Genomic DNA, 23,900 nt, shown 5'->3' with positions numbered 1-23,900 from the left:
AAAAACAAAAGCCTCTATTTTGGTTTTTTCTTAAGCATTTTCAGTGCTTAACAGTGTTTTTAAGGCCAAAAAACTGACTTCTCTCTGGCTTTTTTGCTTGTTGAGCATCGCCTCAAGCAGGTCCTGAAAGCCCAAATACGCTGCGGGTAACTCAATTTTAAGCTGCTGACAATGCAAATAGGCCCAATCCTGATAGCTTTTGGCCTGTAAACGGCGCTGAGTCAGCCATTCATAGACAATAATCCCCAATGCATAGAGATCACTGGCCAATGTTTTGGCTTCACCATGAAATAATTCAGGTGCCATATAGCGTGGTGTGGCTGTCATATTGGACATTAGCGGATCATCTATGGCCTGCAACTGTTCAAAATCAATCAGTTTGACCTGCCCTGCCCATTCACGCCAATGTTCGGCTTTTAAATCTGCATGTAGATAGCCCAACCGTGTTAGCTGTTCCAGACTGTCCAGTACCTGTAGCAAGCGTGTTTGAATCTGGCTTTGGCTAAATTGTGAGGGGGCTAAAGCAAAAAACGCCGGCGCATTCGGCACAATCAGATAATCCTGAAAGCTCTCCTGCTGGATGCGTAGGATTTCGGTATTTTGCGCACAATAGAAAGGTAGCAGAAAATCCGGTGCATCTGCCTGCTGAAACTGGCGATAGAAATCCAGCTCTCGGCAAAAACCTGCGCTCAGTTGCGGATGCGCATCCCTCTGCTGGGCTTTCAACCAGTATACAGATTGCCCTTGTTGAAACTGAAACAGACGCCGCCCCATCTTGAAGCTTTGCGGCTTGGTTTTTAACTCAAAACAATAGTGTTCAAGTTCAGCCGGACTAAACGGCAATAAATTCGGATTTGGCGTGTTCAACGGGGTTCTGCTGATATTCTAAAAGTTCCAGACAATGCTGAATGGTTTTACCCACGCGGGCATGGGTTTCAATCATGGAGATTTTTGGCCAGGTGGCGCGTTCACCTTCGCGTTGCAGCAATCGGAACAGGTGTGGACGCGGATTTTGCAACATATAGCTATAATGACGCCAGCCATATTTGCCAACAATATTCACATCACCATAATAACGCTGATCGACAATGCCATGGCCATGATCGAGCAGACGGCGTACTGCCGGCACACCACCGACACGTTCACGGGTAAAGTCCATAATCCCCTTACTAATCACTTTGCCCTGACGGCGCACAATACGCTCCGGCCAGCTCAGCATATCTTTACGGAAACGCTCGGCATCGGTTTGCATAAATGGCACCACATGCGGATTGACCTGACTGGCAATGGTGTAATTCACATTATATAAACGCGCCATTTTTTCCTGCGGGAAATCACTACGCACACTGCCATCGACCCAACGGGTTCTGCCCATATAGGGTGTATGTTCCCCATCCTGCCGTTTACTGGTCAAACGCACCGGTGGAAACAGCACCGGTACCGCACAGGAGGCCAAAGCTGCACTCCAGACCAGCAAATCTGGCGAGGTATAACTGTTCATGATGCGTGCTTCCTGTGATGCATCATAAGGCGCAACTGCAATATTGATATGCAGCCCGGACACCTTAAAGGCTTCTTCAAAGGTGACATCACCGAGGTTGGTGAGCAGGAATTTTTTTAGATAGCGCACATCGGCAATACCGCCATTGCCCTTTAAAATGTCTTCCCAGCGGCGAAAATGAAAAGCTTCGGTAAAGAACGATTCGCCATTTAAAATGTGCATCATCTCCGATGGTTTAGAAATGCCAAGCATGGCGGTCATAATCGCCCCGGCACTGGAGCCAGATAGCACTTGCGGCATCAGGTCACGCTCGAGCAGCGCCTTGCACACACCGGTGTGGAACAGGCCCAAGGTTGCCCCGCCTGAAAACATAATCGCCGGCTGGCCATAAGCCACCTGACAGTTTTTAAAAAATTCTATTTTTTCCTGGGTACTGAGCAAATGGCATTCTTTGGATGCAATAAAGGCCAGACTGTTGCTGACTTCTTCAATATAATCTTCAATAATTTTTTTGGTGCCGACATAGGTCGCAGTAAACAGCATTGGATGGGCAATGTTGGCCACATCATAGGTCAGACCTTCGCGCAGAATATACATCAGGTCGCTGGTGCGCTCTGCCAGGCGATAACGGCGTAATAAGTTCAGACGATGGGCAATAATTTCAGCATCAAAATACGGCGAGGTGTTGTCATACTTCCATTCCTGCGCCCCCGATTCTTCATCTATTTTTAGTGCCAGATTTTTCCATTCTTCGTAACTCTCGGCATGTTCTATTTTTCGTTTTAATTTTTTGATCCGATAGGCCTGATGAGGATTAATGTCCTGGCTAAACTCTTTAAACAACATAGCTTCCCTCTGCGCTTCGCTGAATAGGCGCTGATCTGTCGATGTCTCCTAACTATGCAGAAATTTCAGACATTCTTCAATTGCATAATTCATGTTTTCATTGCTAAATCATTTCGCCTTGGTATACAGTCGTTTGTGCACCCGATAATCTTTTGACCTAGACCGAAAAGCTGAATAATCATGGCGCATATTGATTTACCCGATAATATTCTCACCTCGCTTGCAACCATTTTACAGCAGCTCCAGCAACATTTGCCTGAACTCAAGCAAGCCACCGATTTTTCTGCATCGGCCTTTAAATGGCAGGATCAACAGTTAAAAGCCATTTACCAGCCACGAAAAATCTATCTGGAAGATTTAAAAGGCATTGAAAAACAAAAAGAAAAAGTAATTCAAAATACCTTGCAGTTTTTAAAAGGCTTACCGGCCAATGATGTACTGCTTACCGGTTCACGTGGTACCGGAAAATCTTCCATTGTGCGTGCCCTGCTAACCGAGTATGAAGCACAAGGGTTACGGTTAATTGAAATTGAACGTGATGATTTATCGGATTTGCCTGAGATTCAGAAGCTGATTGCAGATCGGCCGGAAAAATTTATTGTCTATTGTGATGATCTGGCCTTTAACGCCGAAGATGAAAATTATCGTTCTTTAAAAAGCGTGCTAGATGGTTCATTACAGTCCGGTTCAAGTAATTTTGTGATTTATGCCACCAGTAACCGCCGGCATTTATTACCTGAGTTTATGCATGAAAATACACCGGTAACACGGGTAGATGTGCCGCAATATACCGAGCTGCATCCACAGGAAGCGATTGAGGAAAAAATTTCGCTGTCTGATCGTTTCGGGATGTGGCTGTCGTTTTATCCAATGGATCAGAATCTGTATTTAGAAATTGTCGAGCATTATCTGCAAAAGGCGAAGATGGAACTCACCGCTGAAGCGCGTGCCGAAGCTTTACGCTGGTGTCAGGCGCGTGGGCAGCGTTCTGGTCGTGCCGCTTATCAATTCTCGAAGCACTGGATTGGGTCTGCGCAGTTAAAGCAACTTTAAGTTGCCTATATTGCTCTGCCAGACAGAAATAGCGATTATGGATTGAAAATCCTCATCTACAATCTGTTCGCTCATGTTGAAAAGCCCAACCTTGTGAGATTGGGCTTTATATTTTAAGGATTAATCGCTTTTTCTTTTTTAAATTGTGAAATGATCGTATTCATTTCAGGTTCAAATAATTCAATATACCGATCAGATAACCCGCGGCTTGAAGATGGATGTGGTAAACCTATAATCTGACAGTTTTCAAACTCACAAAAATATATTTTAAATTTTCTTCCTGAAAACTCTTTCTTTTGCTTCACTACAAAACTATCTGGAATTTCTGTACCCACAATTTCTTCAAAACGGGCTTTAACTATAGAATTTCTTAATAGATGTATCAGCTGACTTCCCATAAACAGGATAATCTTAGGTTTTAAGGTACTGATATGATTTATAAAATTATTGACCTGTTCTTCGCTCAACAGATGCGAGTAATTCGCTAATTGATGATTGCAGGTATTGGCCCAATTGGTCTGTATAATGGACTTATCAAAATCCTGACCATATTCATTACTATCTAGCGGATGCCCCCATAAAGCAAACCACCGTTTAATTCTATTATCATAGGGCCATGATAAAGCACCCTGCCCATATCTCGGAACTTTGTTACTAAAGGTACAAGCGATATTAAAATCAACTGGCTTTGCGTCCTGTGACTGCTCCTGATCTTTCTTAGAGTTACCCCATTCATAACCGCATATCATCAAACCCTGCTGATCATTCCAACCTTCAAATATCCCATTACCCAAATTTAAATCTTTATATCTGACTGATTTCATTTTAACTCAATAAAAAATTATTAAATTCATTGCATTATAAGCATTAAAAAAGAGGCTTTCGCCTCTTTTACATGCTCTTTTATACTTGCTCTGGATTGGTCAATTCCGTCATCGGCCAGCGCGGAGTCGTGGTCACAGACAAACCATCCTGCTGCCCTGCTTTTAAACGCTGATAACCGGCAAAGGCAATCATGGCGCCGTTATCGGTACACAGTGCAGGCTCTGCATAATAAACAGTAGCCTTAATCTTGGCTAAATCAGCTTCCAGACGTTCACGCAAGCGCTTGTTAGCACTCACGCCACCCGCAATCACCAGACGTTTTAAACCGGTCTGTTTTAATGCTTTCACCGATTTTTTTACCAAAGTATCTACAATCGCTTCCTGGAAACTGGCGGCAATATCGGCATCACGGTTTTCATCACCGAGTTTCTTCATCTGCACCGAAACGGCAGTTTTTAAACCACTAAAGGAAAAGGTTAAATCCTGATGCAGCATCGGACGCGGGAAAGCAAAAGCATTCGGATCACCCTGCTCGGCCAGTTTGGCAATATTCGGTCCACCCGGATACGGCAAGCCCATCATCTTGGCCACTTTATCAAAAGCTTCACCGGCGGCATCGTCAATTGACTCACCCAGCAGTTCATACTGACCAATGCCATACGCGGCCATCAGCTGTGAATGCCCCCCTGAAACCAGAAGTGCAACAAATGGAAATTCAGGCGGCGTTGCAGACAATAACGGTGCCAGCATATGCCCTTCCATATGATGCACGCCAATCGCAGGTTTATTTAAGGCAAATGCCAAGGTACGGCCAAATAGAGCCCCGGTCATCAAGGCGCCCATCAGGCCCGGACCGCGGGTATAGGCCACGGCATCAATATCCGATTTTTTCACACCGCTTTGCTCAAGCAGTTCGTTCATTAATGGAATCAGTTTACGCACATGATCCCGTGAGGCCAGTTCTGGCACCACGCCGCCATATTCGGCATGCAGTTTGATCTGGCTATACAGCACCTGTCCGCGTAAACCCAACTCACTGTCGTACAGCGCGAGTCCTGTTTCATCACACGATGTTTCTAAGCCTAAAACGATCATTAAACTGCCTATAACCTGTATCAAATTTATTGCGGGAACTATTATAGACTTGTGATATGAGATGTAAATGAGTAAAATACTGACCTTCACTTGTGATCGAGGGCAATTCGGCCCCAGATCTTATCCATAACTTAATGAGGATTCTTCATGCCACAAGTTAAATTGAAAGAAGGCGAACCAGTAGACGTAGCTATCCGTCGTTTCAAACGTTCTTGCGAAAAAGCAGGTGTTTTAGCTGACGTACGTAAGCGTGAATTCTACGAAAAACCAACTCAAGAACGTAAGCGCAAAAAAGCTGCTGCTGTTAAACGCTACCAAAAGAAATTGGCGCGTGAATCAGTACGTACTACTCGCCTTTACTAAGATTAATTTGTGATTGACTGCCTGGATTAAAACATGACTACTTTAAAAAGCCAGATTACTGACGTTTTGAAAGCGACAATGCGCGCTAAAGAAATGGACAAGTTAACGGTCATTCGTAGTCTACAGGCGGCAATTAAGCAAATCGAAGTCGATGAGCGCAAAGAGCTTGACGATGCTCAGGTTCTTGCGGTCATTGAAAAGCAAATTAAACAACGTAAAGAATCGGTTAAAGCCTTTGAAGGTGCTGGCCGAGAAGATTTAGCTAGTAAGGAACAAGCCGAAATTGAGGTGTTATCTCAGTTTCTACCAGAAGCTATGACTGAGGAAGAACTTGATTCCATCATTGCGCAAACGATTGCAGCGCAAGAAGCTACTAGCATGAAAGATATGGGTAAGGTGATGAATTCTCTGCGTCCGCTCATAGCCGGGCGCGCCGATCCTGTACAAGTATCTGCCAAAATTAAAGCCAAATTAAGCTAATTCAAGTCAGGCATACGCCTCACTTCCTCCCCGAACAGCATCAACAGCTGTATCAGTTTATTTTCCCGAAAATAAAAAAACTGCCTAAAGTTTTAAGCAGTTCTTGAGTCACTTCTATCAGTGTGCACAATTGACCTGATATTTTTTCAGCATCTGCATTTCTTTAGATGAATACACCTGCTGGGCCACATCCTGCTTGGTCATGTTGCGATATTGCGGATCCAGATAGGCACGGTTTTCATCTGCAGCGCTATACAGCTGATCAATATAATTCTGCACAATGCCACAAAACTGCTGTTGCTGCGCCGGACTAAAACCCGATTGCTGCGGATTCAAGCCCTTTAAAAACTGCCGGGTCTGCTGCTTATAACTCTGGTTAATCTGCTCAACCGCCAGTACATACTGCTCCACACTTGCTGCCTGGACCACAGACAGACTCCCCCAGAGCAATACGCCCATCCATAATTTTTTCATCGCGTTATTTAAAATCATTATTTAGCCAGGAGCCGGAATTCTAGCATTTTAAACCCCATGCCTTACAGAGGTTTCCAGCAGACTGACTTGCAAAAACTGCGGTTTTCGATGTGCAAAAGCCTGCTCGATGGGTGCCGGCACATAGCCTTCAGTCACCGTTCCCAAACGCAAACGCAGAACCCCCGGTAAATCTAAACGGTAAGAATAAATCGGGCTGCCACATTCCTGACAAAACACCCGCGCCTTATTCGGACTGTGAAAATATTCTTTTAAATATTGCTGGCCGCGTACAATTTTAAATTTGGCTTGATCAATCGGGCTATTCCAGCCCAGCATGGTCCCCTGCGCACGCTGGCAATGCTGGCAAAAACATAAAATGGTCTTTTCCAGCTCGGCCTGATAATGGTAATACACCAGCCCGCATAAACATTGTCCCTGTAACATCATTATTCTCCTTATTGTTATTATGATTTTTCATGCTGTTAAATTTTGAGCTGTCGTTCCCGCTGCATTTCTGTGGTACGTGTTTTCAGTTTGGCAGTCATGGCCTGATTATCCTTGGCCAGACGCTGGGCATGCAGCAAGGATTTAATCGCTTCTTCCTCCCATCCAGACCAGTATTGCAGTTCTGCACGATAACGCAATACATTCACCGTGCGTAATGGCGAACTACGATCAATATTGGCGGCCTGCTGCATCAAACGCCAGGCACTTAAATCACGCTCGTTCCTGTTCAGGAACTTTTGCACCAGTGCCTGTGCTTCAGCCGGCTGATTCTGCCGGATCAGCACTTCAGCCAGCTTGTAATTCAAGGCCCGGTTCTCCGGCATAATCCGCGCAGGCGAACTGATCACTTTATAAGCCTCACTCAGCTTATTCTGCCCTAAATAGATGTCAGTTTGAATTAAACTAATAAGATGATGTAAACGGCGATGATTTTTGGCCTGATCCAGGGTTTGCTGTGCCAAGGCATAATCTCCCTGCCGGGTATAAAAAGCCGCTAAAGCCAGCTGTGCAGCAAAGTTATTGCGGCTGGCCAAGACCTGTAATTGCTGCTCTGTCGCCTGATTGGATACCACCAAGGTGTACTGTTTTAAAATATCAAATTCTTCATCACGTAATGATGATTTCACTCGTGGCAACTGATTGGCACGCAAACGTGCTTCACTCATCCGTTCTGTGGTCAGCGGATGGGTAAACCAGAAATCCGGCAGGAAACTGACCCGGCTGGTGGCACGATGCATTACCTCAAAAAAATCAGCCATGCTTTGCGGGTTATAACCGGCAGTATACATATATTGCATGCCAATCCGGTCGGCTTCACGTTCCTGATTACGGCTATAGGTCAGCTGCTTATCCATTAATGCGGCCTGCGAGCCCATCATCACGGCAGCACCGGCATCACCATCGGCCTGGGATGCCACCAATGCACCCACCAGCACACCTGCTAGTGCCAGCAGACCCTGTCCCTTAAAAGCTTCCTGTGAACGGCTATAATGACGCTGGGTCACGTGGGCAATTTCATGCGCCATCACCCCGGCCACTTCATCCATATTACGCGCAGAAGTCACCAGACCGGTATTTAAGGCAAATAGACCGCCTGGCACGGCAAAGGCATTAATTTGCGGATCATTAATAATGAGCAGACCAATGGGCTGGCCCATTTGGGTCTGGCTGAGCAGATGCGAGAAGACCGAGAACAGCTGGTCTTCCAGCCACGGATTTTGCGCCACCGGCATTTGACGCTGCACTTCACGATAGACTTTTTCACCAATCATGCGTTCTTTTTGCTGATCGATCAGCCCCACCCCTGCGCCAATTTCTGGCACATTAAATTGTGGTGAAGTGGTGAAGTTTGCCCCATGTGTCGAAGTGAATGCTGTAAGCAGGCCTAAACTACCTGCTAAAAACAACCGTTTCAAATTGCCGTTCTCAAATTATCTGCTCGTGTCTTGAATATAGCATTCAATATCGAAGAAATATGCAACGAAGTGTTAGGAAGTTTTACGCAAATCCGCCATTGACCGCGTAGCCCGGCTGCCGGCCTTCCAGCACATCCACCAGATTTTTATAGGCCAGCCAGGCCATTTTTTTACGGGTTTCTGCGGTCGCTGAGCCAATATGCGGCAAGGTCAGCACATTGTCCAGACCAAAGAGCTCCGAACTTTGCAGCGGTTCTTTTTCATAGACATCCAGACCGGCCGCAAAAATTTTCTGTTGTTTCAGCGCGTCAATTAAAGCCTGTTCATTGACCACGGAACCACGGGCAATATTCACAAATACCGCATGTTTTTGCATCAGCTCAAATTCACGCGCACCAATTAAAGCGGTCGAGTCGGCGTTTAAATCCACCGCGACCACCACAAAGTCCGACTGTTGTAGCAGCTCATCCAGACTGTGATATTGCGCATTTAAGGGCTGCGCCTGCGCCAGATTTTCACGGCGGTTATGGTACAGAATATTCATGTTAAAGCCATAACGCCCACGACGGGCAATGGCGGCACCAATATTCCCCAAACCAATAATCCCTAAAGTTTTACCATGAATATCCTGACCGAACTGGGCCGGGCCAACGGTACGTTTCCATTCACCCTGTTTGGTCCAGCGATCCAGATAGGCCAGCTGACGCGAAGCTCCCATTAACAGACTAAAAGCCAAATCGGCAGTGGTTTCGGTTAATACATGCGGTGTATGACACAGATAAATCTTTTGCTCAGTCAGATAGTCCACATCATAATTGTCATAACCGACACTGATACTGGAAACCACTTTAAGACGGCGCGCACCCGTCAGGTTAGAGGCATTGAGCAAACGCCCCGCACCAATCATGCCATCAGCATCTTGGACATGAGTACGAATCTGCTCATTAACATCACCCAGTTTCGGGCTAATTTCTACCACGTCATACTGCTGTTTCAGCTGGCTTAAAACGTCCTGATCAACCTGACTAAATGCGATAACTTTTTGTTTCATTCCTGATCCGTCATGTGTTTTTTATCTTGCATAGCCTGCCATAGCTGTTTTTTCAATAATGGCTGTTCCAGCATTTCGGCCAAAGCGGGCAACGCTGTAGCTTGCGCTAACTGTACATGAGGCAATTGCCCCAGCACAATGATCTTTTTCTCCAGTGCAATCGCATCCAGAAAACCTTGCACATACACCGAGACCGCCCGGCCATCTTGCAGCTCAGGCAAAGCAAAGGGCCAATTCAGCTCAAAAAATTCTGCCTGTGCCGCACGCTGGATATTGCGCCATAACTGTTGCTGCGACTCATTGATGTGGGTGGCATCCAGCACAATCGTATATTGTTTTGTAGCAATGGCTTGTAAATGGAATGCATCAATCTGTAAGGCAGGCTGCACTTCAACCAGAGCCGCAGGCGTGACAGGTTCTGCCGGGCTTTCGACTGGATTCTCTTGCGGAGAGACTTGTGGTTCCGCAACAGGCTGTCTGAGTTGTAAGGCAATATCTTGAGGTACTGTCGCCGCGACAGCTGCCGGCATGACAATTTCAGTCAGCAGTTCTGCCGAGGCCTGATCTCGCCATAAGGAAGATGTGGGCAAATTTTGAGATGCAACGTCCCGGGGAATCCATATATCAATTCCCAAACTTGCCAAAATCTCACGTTGATGCCCAATCATCTGCTATCGTCACTTATGTCCATAGGGCTATTCTAGCCGGATTAGTCCGGTTTTGCTGTGCTTTCTGCATCCAGTCATATCAAAGCTGCTCAATGAGGATGACTCGATCCGCCTACCGCACTCAGAAATAGAGTCCTTAGATAATCATTAAACTGTTTTTCTTCTGCATACGCTCAACCATTTCTTCGGTGGCAAAGCCTAAACGCCAGTACAGCAGCTCCAGTACATCCAGCTCATCCTGAGTGATAATCCGGTCATTCCACAAACAGGCTTCAGCAATACCCAGAATACTTAAACGGTCACGCAACAACAGCCCGGCCATATCATTCAGAATTTCTGCCAGATCAATTGGCTCATCGGAAATTTCTTCATACAGCGACATTTCATACGGTGTCAGTACGCGCTGTAAAATTTTTTCCCGCACTTCCAGCTGGTTGCCGCTATTGATTTGCTGCACATGCAGCAAGGCATCAATTAAACGTACAATTTGCGGTTTAACTTCATCCAGCGCCGTCGGGGTATGTAGCGGCAGCAGGTTCAACTCGGATTTGACCCGCTCCAGCAGCAAGGCATCCAGCAGTCCAATTTCCCCATCTTCCTGAATAATTTTGGCCAGCTTGGTCAAAAACTGCCGCGCGATACTGGCCGGCATGCCGCCAATATTCTGGCAGGCTTCCAGAAAAATAGAGATATGCACCCGACCATCCAGATTCAACAAGGCATCGACAATGGCACGGCTGACTTCTACTTCAGGCGGAATAAATTCGCGGTATTGGCGAATCATTAAAATTGCCATCATCACCTCACGCGAACCAGTGGCCGTCTGCAAGGCACGCTGGATCAGTTCCGGACGCGGCATATTACGGCGGATTTCCGGTTTCAGCGGCTTGATTGCATCTTTAATGGCAAAACTAATCGGGGATAACCGCAACAAAGGCAAAGGTTGCGGCGAACTCCACGGTGCATAATATTCACCATTGACTTCTTCCAGTGAACGAAACAGACCAAACCAGGGCTGACTGCGCAGCTTTTTCAGGTTTTCCAGTTGCAGATCCTGTACCAGTGCCGGATTTAACTCATAAATCCGCGCATCAATACTCGGATGGATATTCAACCAGCTTTGCGGACTCAGCGAGTTGGCAAAACACATATGCGCAATCGATTCCGAATATTCACTGTGAATTTGCGAACCGGCATGATGCACATAAATCCTGAGCAGGGTTTGAATATTGGCATTGTTCTGGATTAAACGTTTGGTTTTCAGGTCGTTTTTAAAGGTACGCCCGCTCAGGTTTAAATATTTAATAAAACGGGTAATCAGCACACCCAGGCTGCCAATCAGCCAGATTATGCCGCCCAGTGCAACAAAAGGCGTCGCGGGCGCATAGGCGGTATTGTAATACTGTTTGCCAAAGCCGAGTTTGGCCACTTTACTGCCCCACTGGCTAAACGTAGTCAGGCTGCTGTAGAGAATTTTCAGCTTGGTATTTTCCGCAGTTTCACCACTTAAAATTTGATGAAACTCATGACTGAGTAAGCCATACAGTTCCTGCTCATCCAGGTTTTGCAAGGCGCCCCAGGTCAGAATAATCGCAATATCGCGTGGATAAAAACCGGCGGTCAGTGCATTTACCCCGACTTCATCCGGCAGGACATACAGCGCCGGCGTATCAATCGCGAAGGTATCGGCCAGCTGTTCGGTAATTTTTAAGGCAACACTTTCTTCCGGCGTGCTTTCAATCAGGCTTAAACGACGTGCACACAGCTGCTTGGCCAGTGAGTGGCCGCCAGAACGGAAAATATATAATTCAATGGCAATGGAAATGCCCATTAAAGACAGCAGCACCGCGACCAGATAAGGACTTAAGCTATGCCAGTAAATGGACTGCGAAGCATCAATATAATGCACCAGCAAACCCAGTACAGTATTTAAAATAAAAATGGTCAGGATGACCGCAAGCAGACACAGGCTTGCAGACCACATCATATTCTTGTTTTTAATAAAGTAGTAACCTACATCTTTCAATGTAAATTTCCTTAAATTACATTGTCTTTAGGCGACATCATAAATGAAAAAAGCGGGAATTTCCCGCTTTTCCTGCCAGTTTTACAAGAATTATTCTTCTTTCAAACCGGTCAAATCTACCGATGCAGCATCAATATTCACATCAATATAATTGTCTTTTTTCTTTTTAGCTGTATCGCTGCGTTTTTGCTGAAGATTATCCAGATAGGCTTCATCAATACCGCCTGCGACATAAACCCCATCAAACACCGAGCAATCGAAATCATTCACTTCTGGCACTTTATGGGTACGTACTGCAGCTTTCAAATCTTCCAGATCCTGGAAAATCAGACGGTCAGCACCAATAATTTCACGAATTTCTTCAACGCTACGGCTAGAGGCAATTAGCTCCGATTTAGCCGGCATATCAATACCATACACGTTTGGATATTTCACCATCGGTGCCGCTGAAGCGAAGAATACGCGTTTGGCACCAGCGTCACGTGCCATCTGGATAATTTCGTTACAGGTGGTACCACGCACAATCGAGTCATCTACCAGTAACACATTCTTGCCTTTAAATTCCAGCTCAACCGGGTTCAGCTTTTGACGTACCGATTTTTTACGCTGCTGCTGACCTGGCATAATGAAGGTACGACCGATATAACGGTTTTTCATAAAGCCTTCACGGAATTTAACACCTAAGGTGTTGGCCAGTTCCAAGGCCGAAGTACGCGAAGTATCTGGAATTGGAATCACGACATCAATATCGTGTTCCTCACCCCATTCACGCAGGATTTTTTGCGCCAGCTTCTCACCCATTTTTAAACGGGCTTTGTATACCGAAATACCATCAATGGTCGCATCTGGACGCGCGAAATACACATATTCAAAAATACATGGATGATATTCAGATTGCGCCGCACACTGCTGGGTAAACATCTGGCCGTTAGAGTCAATGAAGATGGCTTCACCTGGTGCCAGGTCACGCTCGACTTTAAAGCCCAGTGCTGTAATTGCCACCGATTCAGAGGCAATGATGTATTCCATGCCTTCATCGGTTTCACGCGAACCGTAAATTAACGGACGAATCCCATGCGGGTCACGGAAGCCCACAATCCCTTGACCGGTCACCATGGCCACCACGCCATAAGCCCCTTTACAACGCTCATGCACACGCGTTACCGCATGGAAGATATCTTCTGCTGCCGGCTCCAGCTTGCCGCGTTTTTGTAATTCATGGGCAAAAACGTTTAACAGTACTTCTGAATCTGAATCGGTATTCATGTGACGTAAATCAGTCTTGAACAGGTCTTCATGAATTTCTTCGGCATTGGTCAGATTACCGTTATGCGCCAGCGTAATACCGTACGGCGAGTTCACATAAAACGGCTGCGCTTCTGCACTGCTAGATGAACCTGCCGTCGGATAACGCACATGACCAATCCCGTAGTTGCCCAGCAAGGCACGCATGTGACGGGTATGGAATACATCACGTACCATGCCGTTGTCTTTACGCAAGAACAAGCGACCTTCATGGCAAGTGACAATCCCAGCTGCATCTTGTCCCCGATGTTGTAACATCGTTAATGCATCAAACAACATTTGGTTAACAGGTGATTTACCAGCTATACCAACTACTCCACACATAGCAACCTCGCAGACCAGCTAGGATTAATAAAAAGGATTATTCGTTGACTCATCTGCGCCCTTTCGTTCAGGTTCAGATGAAGAACCAGAAGATTTCGGAGCATCTTCTGATTTGATGTGCTGTAAAGCCTCATTGGCGGCATCTTTGGACATTTGTGTGGCCCAAGGCGCATAAGGTAAAAGGGTTTGAATAAATTTGGACTGTTTCCAGTACGGCGAACTTTCGACCCACGGCCCAATGCTCTGAATGGCAATTAGCACAATCAGCAGACCTTTGAGGGTACCAAACGCACCACCGGCTAAACGATTTAATGGGCCCAGTTTCAGCGATTTCAAGATGCGGTTTAATAATGCGCTCACCATCCAGGTCAGCACCACAATCACCAACACAATAAAAGCAAAGGCCGCAATTTTCTGAACCACCGGATCAGCACTGAGAGCGGTCATTGAAGGCGCTAGAACGGAAGCATATTTTGCCGCCACAATCAGGGCAAAAATCCAACCGACCAAGTTCGCAAAGGCTTTAATAAATCCTTGACGCAAACCGTTAAGCCCTCCAATGAGCAGAATAATCAGTATAAAGATATCGATGGCGTTCATGACTTTAAAGTGCGTCTACACAATCTTTCACAAGTTCCGGGCCAGTATAGACCAAACCGCTATACACTTGTACCAAAGTTGCACCGGCATTGCGTTTCGCAACTGCCTGCTCACCTGAAAGAATACCACCAACACCAATTAAAGGAATTTTGCCCTCTAAAGTTTTGGCAAAGGCTGCCAGACACGCGGTACTCTTTTCAAATACTGGCGCACCCGATAAACCACCGGCTTCATCGCCATGTGGCAAATTCTCTACCCCTTCACGAGACAAGGTGGTATTAGTCACAATTAAACCATCAATTTTAAATTGCAGTAATTGCTGGGCAATAAATTCAATATCGGACAGTTCTAAATCTGGCGCAACTTTCAGCACCAACGGTACATAATGCTGATGCTCTTCGGCCAACGCCAACTGACGCTGTTTCAAGGTTTGCAACAGCTCGGTCAGGGCATCGCCGCTTTGCAGACTACGCAAATTCTTGGTGTTTGGTGATGAGATATTGACCGTAATATAAGAGGCGTAATTATAAACTTTTTCTAAACAAATCAGATAATCATCAACCGCTTTTTCTACCGGAGTATCGGCATTTTTACCAATATTAATCCCCAGTACGCCTTTAAATTTGGCGGCCTTGACGTTTTCAATCAGCTTATCGACGCCATCATTATTAAAACCCATGCGGTTAATAATGGCTTTGGCCTGCGGTAAACGGAACAGACGCGGATGTGGATTACCGGCTTGTGGACGCGGGGTGATGGTACCAATTTCAATAAAACCAAAACCTAGAGCGGCCAGTGCATCAATATAGGCACCATTTTTGTCCAGGCCTGCAGCCAGACCTACCGGATTCGGGAATTCAATACCCATACAGGTGACCGGTTTTGCTGCCACCTGCTGACGCATCAGGCCCATTTTATGACCTGATTTTAATAAAGATAATGTGAGCTCATGTGCACGCTCCGGTGCCAAAGAAAACAACAAAGGGCGGGCAAGAGAATACAACATATCGGCAAAAGTCTACGGCTTTTTAAGTCGGCCTATTATAGGCCCAGATTGTTGAAAACACCATGCTTGACCATTGTTTATTTTTACCGGTTATTGCACTGTCGCCGTTAATTTAATCTGCCCGGCATCGGAAATTAATTCCATTTTTTCAATGCTTAATCCCATTTGTGCCAGCTGGGTCAGGAAATTGGCCAGCACAGAATATTGTGCATGACTGCTTACAATTTGAATTTTTTCACCCGACTGCTGCGATGCAACCGATAAACCCTGCTGCTGTGCCACGCGCTGTACTTTTTCCAGACTGCTGAGCTGTACATCCCCGGCCGGCTTCATGGTCACGGCGTTGCTTTGCATCCACACCACCAGATCTTTTAAGGTATTGAGCCGTTTTTGCTGCTGATCTGCTGCGCCGTGCATATACCACAGCGCCGATCCGACGGCGGCCACCAGCACAAAAATACCGGTAAAAATCACCATGATCCGTTCACGCACACTGAGCGTATCTAGATAGTCATTTAATTTTTCCAGCGACTGATCCCAACGCTGCTGAATTTTTTCTACTGCTTTCATTATTGTACTTTCACCAGTCCGATTGCGCCGTTGGCGGCCGGTTGAATATTACCTAGCTCGACCTTAAAGCCTTGCTGGTTTAATTGCTGGGTCAATGCCTGCAAGCTGGCTGCGGAACTGGCCTGCAATTCCATATTCAGACTGGACAGATCATAATTGACCCGTCTGGCCACAATCTGATTCTGCATCAATACCGGCCCGACCCGACTGAGCAACTGTAAGGCTTGGGTATCGGCGGTCTGGCTTTGTTTTAACTGATATTCAAACTGGCTTTTAATATTTTGCTCGGTGACAGGATAGTTTTGCCCAAACCAGTATTTAAACTGGTCAATCGCCTGCACCGCGGTCTGATTCGCGACTTTTTTATACTGATACCAGCGCGTGGCATCATAACTGAACTGCACCACCAGAATCCCCAAAAATACCGCAGCACAGGCTTTCCAGCAACCCGAAATGCCCGATTCACTTTTGGCTTTGGGTAAAATATTAAAAGGATGCTGTTTGGCTTTTTTCAGCACCGGCACTTCATAATGGAAGGAGCTTAACTGCTCATGCGTGCTGATGGCCTCAATACTGTGCATCTGTTCGGCGGTAAAATTACTGATCTGATAACGCTGTTCAGGCGCCTGATAATCCAGAAATAAAGCCAGATCATCGACCGAGCTGCCCAGATATTCATTTTCACGTACCAGCAACCGGCCACAGACATTGGCCAGCACAATATGATCAGGCTCAGGCACTGGCAGCAATAAAAAGTCTGGCAATAAGGCCGTGACTTTGACCGGCAATAGCGCCAAAGCATGTTGCAAGGTTTCGACATGGCTTTGCGCCACACCAAGTAAAGTCAGGCGGTCCGGCTGCTGAAAATGATGCAGCACTTTCATGGCATCAATTGGCAATACCACAAACTCTTCTAGCAGGAATTTAATTCCGTCTGGCCCCAGCTGCTTGTATTGGGCCTTGCTCATCTGCTGTTGCAGCATCTGTATATCCCGGCTCGGAAAATACACCACTGCTTCTTCACCCTGATGAAGCTGTATCGCCTGAATCAGGTCTTCCAGGGTATTGGCCTGAACCCAGTACTCCTCGCTCGACCATTGCCAAACCCCATTGGCTTCCGGCATCCATATTTGCAACATTGTTATTGTACTGCCATGAAATAAAGTGTGTTGTTATGCGTCTGGAATAAAACTTTTTATTTGTGTCGATAAACCTGCAGCAATGACCGCCTGCTCATAAATACGCGCTTCTGCCAGCGCATAAGGATGGAAAGATTCCCCAGTTAACTGCTCTGCAATATGTGCCACCACATTCATATGACACACCACGGCAATTGATTCATAAGGCAAATGCGATAACCACTCAACAGCCTGAGTCGCATCATCATCCGGTTTAATGGTATTGCAAATCACCACAGGCACATCTTTAAAATAGGTCTGGATATGCGCCAGCGTTTCCTGGGCACGTAACAGCGGACTGACCACAAACACATCCGGACGGATCAGATCTTTTAAATACTCTGCCGTTTGCTGTGCCTGGGTATGCCCACGTTCGGTCAGGGGACGTTTAATATCATTACCATGCACGGGTGGTGAAGCTTCACCATGACGCACTAGGGTCAATTGCATATACATTTCCTTATTTCATTTTGTCCGCATTATAAGCAGTAAATATGACAGTTCGGTTCATCAAACTGTCATATTTTAACCAATTTATACCTCATGATGCGGCAATACAAACTCTACATCACTACGATGGCCATTTTTCATGAGTGCCAGTGCAATCGTCAGCGGCGGCTGTCCTTCATAAATCACATCATACAAGGCGCTGGTAATTGGCATATACACATCCAGCTCTTCAGAACGTGCTTTGACCTGCACAATGGTATTAATCCCTTCTGCAGTCTGGCCCAGTTCCTGTGTGGCCTGTTCCAGGGTTTTACCTTTGCCCAGTGCATACCCCACCTGATAATTACGACTCAATGGACTGCTACAGGTGGCAAATAAATCACCGACACCTGACAAACCAAGGAACGTCAGCGGGTTGGCGCCCAGCTTGACCGCAAAACGGCTCATTTCAGCTAAGGCTCGGGTTAAAATCATACTCTTGGTATTTTCACCGACGTTATACGCGGCAGCCATGCCCATGGCCACGGCATAAATATTTTTTAACGCCCCACCAAGTTCCACCCCGTGTACATCATCACTACCGAATACACGGAATAAAGCACTGTGCAGTGCCTGCTGCACCGCATAACGCACCAGTTCTGACTGGCTGGCAATCACAGTTCCGGCGGGCTGCCCGGCTACAATTTCTTTGGCCAGGTTCGGGCCAGACAGCACGCCATACGGCACTTCTGGCAATTCGGCACGAATAATATCGCTCATAAAGCAGAAGGTTTTGGCCTCAATGCCCTTGGTCAGGGATACCACCGCTTGTGAAGTAATAAACGGCTTAATCTGCTTCAGCACATCACGAAAAGAATGACTTGGAATGGCGACCAGAATAATATCGCGGTCGCGCACCGCCAGTTCCAGATCCGATACTGCTTTTAAGCCCGGCTCTAAAGGAAAATCTGGCAAATAGCGTTTATTGATATGAGTGCGGTTAATTTCCTCAGCGGTGGCTTCATCCCGAATCCAGATCATGGTATCGCAGCCGTTACGCACCGCGGTATTGGCCATGGCGGTACCAAAACTGCCCCCACCCAAGACGGTAATTCTTAATGCGGTTTTCTGATCAATATTGACCGGTTCTACCAGACTGGCAAAATTCAATTCTGACATTATTTTTATATCCTCAGCCGTATGCGATGCTTATTCAGTCCAGTAACTGACATAGGCGTCAGTCTGAATGTCCGCACGCGGCGCAATCGCTTTTGCGGCAGTTCCAATATAGATGATGCCTGAAATTAAATCATCTTCATTTAATTTCAAAGCTTTTTTCAATAATTTTGATTCCACTACAGCACCACTGCGCCACATACTGGCAAAGCCCTGGGCCTGCAAAGACAGCAGGAAATTCTGTACCGCCGCCCCGGTACTTAAGGTTTGCTCAAAATCCGGAACTTTAGGATGCGGCTGGAATTTGGTCAGTGCCAGCACCAGTAATGGCGCCCGAAAAGGATGATGTTTCACACGTTCCAGCTGCACCGCATCGGTCTGGCCCAAATCGGCCAGGGCCTGTACCAGCAATTCGCCAAAGGCTTCACGGCGCTCTGCCGAAATTACCACAAAACGGGTCGGTTTTAAACGATGATGATCAGGCGCGGTCAAGGCTGCCTGAAAGGCACGCTCCAGCTGCGCTGCATTCGGTGCCGGCTCGACCAGATGCCCAATCGACTGACGTTGATGAATATTCTGATGAACCGTAGCTTCCACTGTATCCGTCATTGGCTTATATCTATCTGTAAAATCTGCCTCAAGATTAGCATAAACCACAGAATTTACTCTATTTGCGTTGGGTTATTTGTATAAATCCTGAGTTTTAATGGCCGGCTTGTCTGTCACAGAGCCACTATATAAAACTGCATTTCTTTACAGCTTCTACAAACTCTAAAAGTGCAGATATGTTTAGATAGATGACTGATTCAACAAATAAAATATGGGGACCACACATGAACAAGCTGATTGGTTTAAGTGCTGCAGCCACCGCTGCGCTATTTTTGACCGCCTGTGCTTCAAACCCGACCTCTTCGCTGGCAATTCAGAAAGAAAATAATCAGTACGAAGTCACCGGTTTAGGTAAAAGCAATATCATCTCCAAAAACAATGCGATTAGTGCGGCCAACAAAACCTGTGGTAGCCGCGCTACACCGGTGGTGGTCGATGAACAGACCACTTATAACGGCGCTTTAAAAGGCGTGGTCGATGAACAGACCGGACAGATGATTCAGGCTGCCGCGACTGTGCTCGGCACCATCTCGGGTCGTAATGCCCAGCTGGCACAGGATGATGATTATCAGACCGTACTCACCTTCCGCTGTCAGGCCAACTAATCTGAACGTCATCAAAAGATGCAATAAAAAATGGATCAGGTCCTTTGGAGCTGATCCATTTTTTCATTTTGATGCGGGTAGCTGCCTCAGCAACAACACGACATAGTAAAGTCTAGCAATAACCATCTAAACGGGTTAATGGCAGTTTTTGTCCGATGGCTTTTTCAATTTCTGGCAAATAGAAAGCATCATCTTCGGCCAGGAAACTAATACTCACCCCACGCGTACCAGCACGACCAGTACGGCCAATACGGTGTACATAGTCATCTGACTGTTCTGGCAAGGTAAAGTTCACCACATGCGACACGCCATCGACGTGAATGCCGCGTCCGGCGACATCGGTGGCAATCATGATGTTGTGTTTGCCATTTTTAAACTGGTCCAGCATTTTCAGGCGTTTATCCTGGGCAATTTCACCAGATAGCATCACCACTTTATAGCCATCACGTTTCAGATGGTCATACAGACGGCGCACCTGATCGCGGCGGTTGGCAAAGATCATGACTTTTTCAATCGGCTCGTCGCGCAAAATATCTTGCAGCAGTTTATATTTGTCTGAATTCGACACCATATATACGCGCTGTTCGACATCGGCATTGGTTTTCTTTTCCGGTTCAATTTCGACAGTCACCGGTTCAAATAACCATTGCTGGGCCAGATTCAGCACATCATAGCTAAAAGTGGCTGAGAACATTAAAGTCTGGCGCTGCTCTTTACGCGGTGAAAAACGCACAATCCGTTTTACCGATGGAATAAAGCCCATATCCAGTAAACGGTCGGCTTCATCAATCACCAGAAATTCCAGCTGATCCAGCCAGACTTCTTTTTGCTCGACAAAGTCAATCAGACGACCCGGGGTCGCGACCATAATGTCGACAAAGTTTTTATCCAGCTGCGCTTTTTGCTTGTCAAAATCGACACCGCCCAACAAGGTCACTACATGTAGGTCGGTAAACTTCACCAGCTCTTTGGCATCGCTTTCAATCTGTAAGGCCAGTTCACGGGTCGGTGCCAGAATCAGGGCACGCGGCTCACCACGGAAACGCTGCTCTTTCACCGGATTATTCAATAAGTCATTGATGACGCTAATGAGGAAGGCAGCGGTTTTGCCGGTACCGGTCTGGGCGCGACCAATGGCATCATGTCCAGCCAAAGTAAATTTTAAAACCTTTTGCTGAATGGGCGTCATTTCCTTAAAACCTAAGGCCGCAATAGCTTGTCTCAGTTTCGGATGTAAATTTAAGGTTTCAAAACCAGATGACATAAAAATGTGCTCTAACTTATTAATCACAAAAACGTATCATATTATAAACAAAAAACGCCCCAATAGATGGAGCGTTTTTCAGATTAATCCAACGATTAGTCTAAAGGTTGTACTTCTTCCGCTTGGAAGCCTTTTTGACCTTTAACTACGCTGAACTCAACACGTTGACCGTCACGAAGTGAACGGTGGCCTTCGCCTTGAATCGCACGGAAGTGAACGAATACATCGTCGCCGCCGTTACGTTGAATAAAGCCAAAACCTTTAGTGTCGTTGAACCATTTAACTACGCCTTGTTCACGAGCTGTCATAAGTTAATCCTCATTGATTAAAAAGAAGGACCACCCGGTGTTGCAAACAGCAGAGTAAACAAAGTTTAAAAATATTTTTATTTCTAAGCTTGTAATCATTCTGTATAACTATTAACAAAATCCCGGTTACATCCAATTTGTAATAGGGCGACAAACAACAACTGCCTATCTCAAATCCTAAATACGCATCGAGCTTAACACGGGTTTATGACAAATAATAGATTTTTTTTGATTTATCTTATTCAGAATTCATGCTTTTTTCGACAGAGTTAATTCAAGATTTTTCAATGTTATATTTTGATAAAAACCGCAAATAAACTTTAGATTTGGCACCAAATTTGCTAATATTTTGAGTCCTTTTTTAAAGACCCGATTGAAGCAGATTATGGACAACTCTGTCGATGAAATGATCATCATTGATGCGATGGGACAACCCTGCCCCATGCCCTTACTGATGCTAAAACGCGCTTTAAAAAAAACTGGCGCCGGACACTTTCTGCTCAAGTCCTCTGACCCGCATAGTCAGCAAGATGTCAGCCGCTATTGTCAGATTCACCAGTACGGCTGTGAATTGACACAAATTTCTGCCAACGAGTTTCATTACTTTATTGAAATTAAATAATTTTCAATTAAAGTAAACAGCATGCATTGGCATAAAACTTTACATTTCTCTACCTTTTTTCCTTAATTTGCAAGGATATTGGTATTAAGATGAAATTTACAGGTAATACGACCCACCGATCCTATAAGGAGAACTCATGAGTGACAGCCGCAATCAGTTGATGCCCCTGTCATTATCTGCGCCAGGCGTAAATCTCGGTGCTTATATTAGTACCGTCAATCAAATTCCTATTTTAACGGCTGAACAAGAAAAAGAGTTAGCTGAACGTTATTATTACGATCAAGATTTAGATGCAGCAAAAATGCTGGTCATGTCGCATTTGCGATTTGTAGTCCATATTGCGCGTAGTTATGCAGGTTATGGTTTGCCACAAGGCGACCTGATTCAGGAAGGCAACCTCGGTCTAATGAAGGCCGTGAAACGCTTCGACCCGAATATGGGCGTGCGTCTGGTGTCATTTGCCGTGCACTGGATTAAAGCCGAGATTCACGAATACGTGATCCGTAACTGGCGTATTGTTAAAATTGCTACCACCAAGGCACAGCGTAAACTGTTCTTTAATTTACGCAGCCTGAAAAAATCCAGCAAAAAACTGACGCTGGAAGAAGCCAAATCGATTGCCAACGACCTGAATGTCACTCCGGAACAAGTCCTGGAAATGGAAGGCCGTCTGACCGCTTATGACGCGGCTTTCGAAGCGCAAAATGATGATGAAAGTGAAAACACTACCCATGTTGCGCCGGCGCTTTATTTAGAAGATAACCGTTACGATCCGGCCCGTCTGGTCGAAGATGAAGATTATGAGGCACAAAGTACCTCTGCCCTGCATGAAGCCATGGAGCAGCTGGATGACCGTTCGCGTAACATCTTGCAGCGTCGCTGGTTAGATGATGATAAATCGACCCTGCATGAACTAGCAGCTGAATATAATGTTTCTGCGGAGCGTATTCGCCAGCTTGAAAAAAATGCCATGGAAAAAATTAAAGTGGCAATGTCATCTAACTAAGTGATGATTCCAGAGTGCTAAAGTTAAAAAAGGGCGATCTGCCCTTTTTTGCTGTCTGTGCTTGCTGAAACCGGGCGATGATCTTAAAGAAATCCATTTTCTTCCCCCCTAAAATCAAAAAGCTGGATTCAATACCACATTTCAGGGTGAAAGTTTTTCACTTTCTCGTTGCCCGGAAAAATGTTAAGGTTGAGCGCAAATTTACTCAGGTCATTCTTGCTATGTGGATTGCAATTTCTGCCCTTAATTTAGCACTTGCGGTGATATTAGGTGCATTTGGTGCACATGGCTTAAAAGCACGCGCAACAGAAGCTCAACAGGCGTGGTGGCAAACAGCGACTGATTATTTTTTCTATCATGCCCTCGGATTATTGGCACTGGCGATTCTGGCCAAAGTCATGACTCAATTTCCCATTAAAGCCAGCTTCCTGCTGATTCAGGTCGGGATTGTGTTTTTCTGTGGCTCATTGTATGTGATGGCGCTAGGTTTGCCGCGCGGTCTGGGGGCCATTACCCCAATTGGCGGTGCGCTAATGATTGCCGGCTGGCTGGTACTGGCCTGGAATGCCATGAAATATGCCCGATAATTCGGGA

27 protein-coding genes are annotated in these 23,900 nt (G+C 46.0%); 7 read left to right on the top strand and 20 right to left on the bottom strand.

Features of this window, described 5'->3' with window-relative positions; translation table 11 throughout:
• Positions 1-30 precede the first annotated feature (30 nt).
• Positions 31-867 (bottom strand): protein kinase, encoded by an 837-nt coding sequence (locus FTU67_RS02020; protein WP_180061343.1) that lies wholly within the window; start codon positions 865-867, stop codon positions 31-33.
• The gene (locus FTU67_RS02015) at positions 833-2,347 is read right to left on the bottom strand and encodes a DUF3336 domain-containing protein (protein WP_005177157.1); all 1,515 of its coding nucleotides are present in this window, start codon (positions 2,345-2,347) and stop codon (positions 833-835) included. Before FTU67_RS02015 ends, FTU67_RS02020 begins: the two co-directional genes overlap by 35 nt.
• A 180-nt stretch (positions 2,348-2,527) precedes the next feature.
• Between FTU67_RS02015 and FTU67_RS02010 the strand changes: the two genes are divergently transcribed.
• The gene (locus FTU67_RS02010) at positions 2,528-3,400 is read left to right on the top strand and encodes an ATP-binding protein (RefSeq protein WP_180061342.1); all 873 of its coding nucleotides are present in this window, start codon (positions 2,528-2,530) and stop codon (positions 3,398-3,400) included.
• Between the two features lie 113 nt (positions 3,401-3,513).
• Here FTU67_RS02010 and FTU67_RS02005 read toward each other — a convergent pair whose 3' ends face one another.
• Positions 3,514-4,224: a hypothetical protein gene (locus FTU67_RS02005; RefSeq protein WP_104472654.1), complete on the bottom strand. Its 711-nt coding sequence runs from the start codon at positions 4,222-4,224 to the stop codon at positions 3,514-3,516.
• 79 nt (positions 4,225-4,303) lie between these two features.
• A complete protein-coding gene (gene tsaD, locus FTU67_RS02000) occupies positions 4,304-5,320 on the bottom strand; it encodes a tRNA (adenosine(37)-N6)-threonylcarbamoyltransferase complex transferase subunit TsaD (RefSeq protein ID WP_005177148.1) in 1,017 nt (338 codons plus the stop codon).
• A 147-nt stretch (positions 5,321-5,467) separates the two neighbouring features.
• Between tsaD and rpsU the strand changes: the two genes are divergently transcribed.
• Together rpsU and FTU67_RS01990 are read left to right on the top strand one after the other, a co-directional pair.
• A complete protein-coding gene (rpsU, locus tag FTU67_RS01995; protein WP_001136722.1) occupies positions 5,468-5,683 on the top strand; it encodes a 30S ribosomal protein S21 in 216 nt (71 codons plus the stop codon).
• Between the two features lie 33 nt (positions 5,684-5,716).
• Positions 5,717-6,163, top strand: a complete 447-nt coding sequence (locus FTU67_RS01990; RefSeq protein ID WP_180061341.1) for a GatB/YqeY domain-containing protein — start codon at positions 5,717-5,719, stop codon at positions 6,161-6,163.
• A 117-nt stretch (positions 6,164-6,280) separates the two neighbouring features.
• Here FTU67_RS01990 and FTU67_RS01985 read toward each other — a convergent pair whose 3' ends face one another.
• The 14 genes from FTU67_RS01985 to FTU67_RS01920 all read right to left on the bottom strand — a co-directional run bounded on the left by FTU67_RS01985 (position 6,281) and on the right by FTU67_RS01920 (position 19,501).
• On the bottom strand, positions 6,281-6,637 hold the full coding sequence (locus FTU67_RS01985; RefSeq protein WP_171502426.1) for a hypothetical protein: 357 nt from the start codon (positions 6,635-6,637) through the stop codon (positions 6,281-6,283).
• Between the two features lie 48 nt (positions 6,638-6,685).
• Positions 6,686-7,081 carry a GFA family protein gene (locus FTU67_RS01980; protein ID WP_160241430.1) on the bottom strand — a complete coding sequence of 132 codons (396 nt, stop codon included), beginning with the start codon at positions 7,079-7,081 and terminating at the stop codon, positions 6,686-6,688.
• Positions 7,082-7,119: 38 nt separating this feature from the next.
• The gene (locus tag FTU67_RS01975) at positions 7,120-8,559 is read right to left on the bottom strand and encodes a M48 family metalloprotease (protein WP_005177138.1); all 1,440 of its coding nucleotides are present in this window, start codon (positions 8,557-8,559) and stop codon (positions 7,120-7,122) included.
• An 82-nt stretch (positions 8,560-8,641) separates the two neighbouring features.
• Positions 8,642-9,610, bottom strand: coding sequence for a D-glycerate dehydrogenase (locus tag FTU67_RS01970; protein WP_127801154.1), 969 nt, complete (start codon positions 9,608-9,610; stop codon positions 8,642-8,644).
• Positions 9,607-10,278: a hypothetical protein gene (locus FTU67_RS01965; protein ID WP_180061340.1), complete on the bottom strand. Its 672-nt coding sequence runs from the start codon at positions 10,276-10,278 to the stop codon at positions 9,607-9,609. Before FTU67_RS01965 ends, FTU67_RS01970 begins: the two co-directional genes overlap by 4 nt.
• Before the next feature lie 136 nt (positions 10,279-10,414).
• Positions 10,415-12,304, bottom strand: coding sequence for a M48 family metalloprotease (locus tag FTU67_RS01960; RefSeq protein ID WP_075166687.1), 1,890 nt, complete (start codon positions 12,302-12,304; stop codon positions 10,415-10,417).
• Positions 12,305-12,394: 90 nt separating this feature from the next.
• On the bottom strand, positions 12,395-13,933 hold the full coding sequence (purF, locus tag FTU67_RS01955) for an amidophosphoribosyltransferase (protein WP_005177128.1): 1,539 nt from the start codon (positions 13,931-13,933) through the stop codon (positions 12,395-12,397).
• Between the two features lie 24 nt (positions 13,934-13,957).
• Entirely contained in the window at positions 13,958-14,533 is a 576-nt protein-coding gene (locus tag FTU67_RS01950; RefSeq protein WP_180061339.1) for a CvpA family protein, read from the bottom strand.
• Between the two features lie 4 nt (positions 14,534-14,537).
• Complete coding sequence (locus FTU67_RS01945) at positions 14,538-15,539, bottom strand: quinone-dependent dihydroorotate dehydrogenase (protein ID WP_160241433.1); 1,002 nt, start codon at positions 15,537-15,539, stop codon at positions 14,538-14,540.
• A gap of 90 nt (positions 15,540-15,629) precedes the next feature.
• Positions 15,630-16,109 carry a type II secretion system protein GspM gene (gene gspM / locus FTU67_RS01940; protein WP_045795041.1) on the bottom strand — a complete coding sequence of 160 codons (480 nt, stop codon included), beginning with the start codon at positions 16,107-16,109 and terminating at the stop codon, positions 15,630-15,632.
• Positions 16,109-17,248, bottom strand: coding sequence for a type II secretion system protein GspL (gspL, locus tag FTU67_RS01935; RefSeq protein WP_180061338.1), 1,140 nt, complete (start codon positions 17,246-17,248; stop codon positions 16,109-16,111). Before gspL ends, gspM begins: the two co-directional genes overlap by 1 nt.
• 33 nt (positions 17,249-17,281) lie before the next feature.
• Positions 17,282-17,737: a histidine phosphatase family protein gene (locus FTU67_RS01930; RefSeq protein ID WP_005177115.1), complete on the bottom strand. Its 456-nt coding sequence runs from the start codon at positions 17,735-17,737 to the stop codon at positions 17,282-17,284.
• An 84-nt stretch (positions 17,738-17,821) separates the two neighbouring features.
• Positions 17,822-18,895, bottom strand: a complete 1,074-nt coding sequence (locus tag FTU67_RS01925) for an NAD(P)H-dependent glycerol-3-phosphate dehydrogenase (RefSeq protein ID WP_016658361.1) — start codon at positions 18,893-18,895, stop codon at positions 17,822-17,824.
• Positions 18,896-18,925: 30 nt separating this feature from the next.
• On the bottom strand, positions 18,926-19,501 hold the full coding sequence (locus FTU67_RS01920; protein WP_180061337.1) for a nitroreductase: 576 nt from the start codon (positions 19,499-19,501) through the stop codon (positions 18,926-18,928).
• 224 nt (positions 19,502-19,725) lie between these two features.
• On the opposite strand from FTU67_RS01920, the gene FTU67_RS01915 reads away from it, so the two are divergent.
• Complete coding sequence (locus FTU67_RS01915) at positions 19,726-20,106, top strand: hypothetical protein (RefSeq protein WP_005177108.1); 381 nt, start codon at positions 19,726-19,728, stop codon at positions 20,104-20,106.
• A gap of 112 nt (positions 20,107-20,218) precedes the next feature.
• Here the strand turns inward: FTU67_RS01915 and rhlB are convergent, their stop codons facing one another.
• Both rhlB and FTU67_RS01905 read right to left on the bottom strand, forming a co-directional pair.
• On the bottom strand, positions 20,219-21,370 hold the full coding sequence (gene rhlB / locus FTU67_RS01910) for an ATP-dependent RNA helicase RhlB (protein ID WP_005177106.1): 1,152 nt from the start codon (positions 21,368-21,370) through the stop codon (positions 20,219-20,221).
• 95 nt (positions 21,371-21,465) lie between these two features.
• Positions 21,466-21,678, bottom strand: a complete 213-nt coding sequence (locus tag FTU67_RS01905) for a cold-shock protein (RefSeq protein ID WP_005177104.1) — start codon at positions 21,676-21,678, stop codon at positions 21,466-21,468.
• A 385-nt stretch (positions 21,679-22,063) separates the two neighbouring features.
• On the opposite strand from FTU67_RS01905, the gene FTU67_RS01900 reads away from it, so the two are divergent.
• The 3 genes from FTU67_RS01900 to FTU67_RS01890 all read left to right on the top strand — a co-directional run bounded on the left by FTU67_RS01900 (position 22,064) and on the right by FTU67_RS01890 (position 23,893).
• Positions 22,064-22,300, top strand: a complete 237-nt coding sequence (locus FTU67_RS01900; protein WP_016658363.1) for a sulfurtransferase TusA family protein — start codon at positions 22,064-22,066, stop codon at positions 22,298-22,300.
• Between the two features lie 136 nt (positions 22,301-22,436).
• Positions 22,437-23,306: an RNA polymerase sigma factor RpoH gene (gene rpoH, locus FTU67_RS01895; protein WP_005177101.1), complete on the top strand. Its 870-nt coding sequence runs from the start codon at positions 22,437-22,439 to the stop codon at positions 23,304-23,306.
• Between the two features lie 221 nt (positions 23,307-23,527).
• Positions 23,528-23,893: a DUF423 domain-containing protein gene (locus FTU67_RS01890; RefSeq protein ID WP_180061336.1), complete on the top strand. Its 366-nt coding sequence runs from the start codon at positions 23,528-23,530 to the stop codon at positions 23,891-23,893.
• Positions 23,894-23,900: the final 7 nt, after the last annotated feature.

This window comes from Acinetobacter sp. YH12132 (assembly GCF_013418645.1).
GTDB classification, from domain to species: domain Bacteria; phylum Pseudomonadota; class Gammaproteobacteria; order Pseudomonadales; family Moraxellaceae; genus Acinetobacter; species Acinetobacter indicus.
Note: the sequence above shows the minus strand (reverse complement) of the source record. Positions and strands in the feature narration are given on the sequence as shown.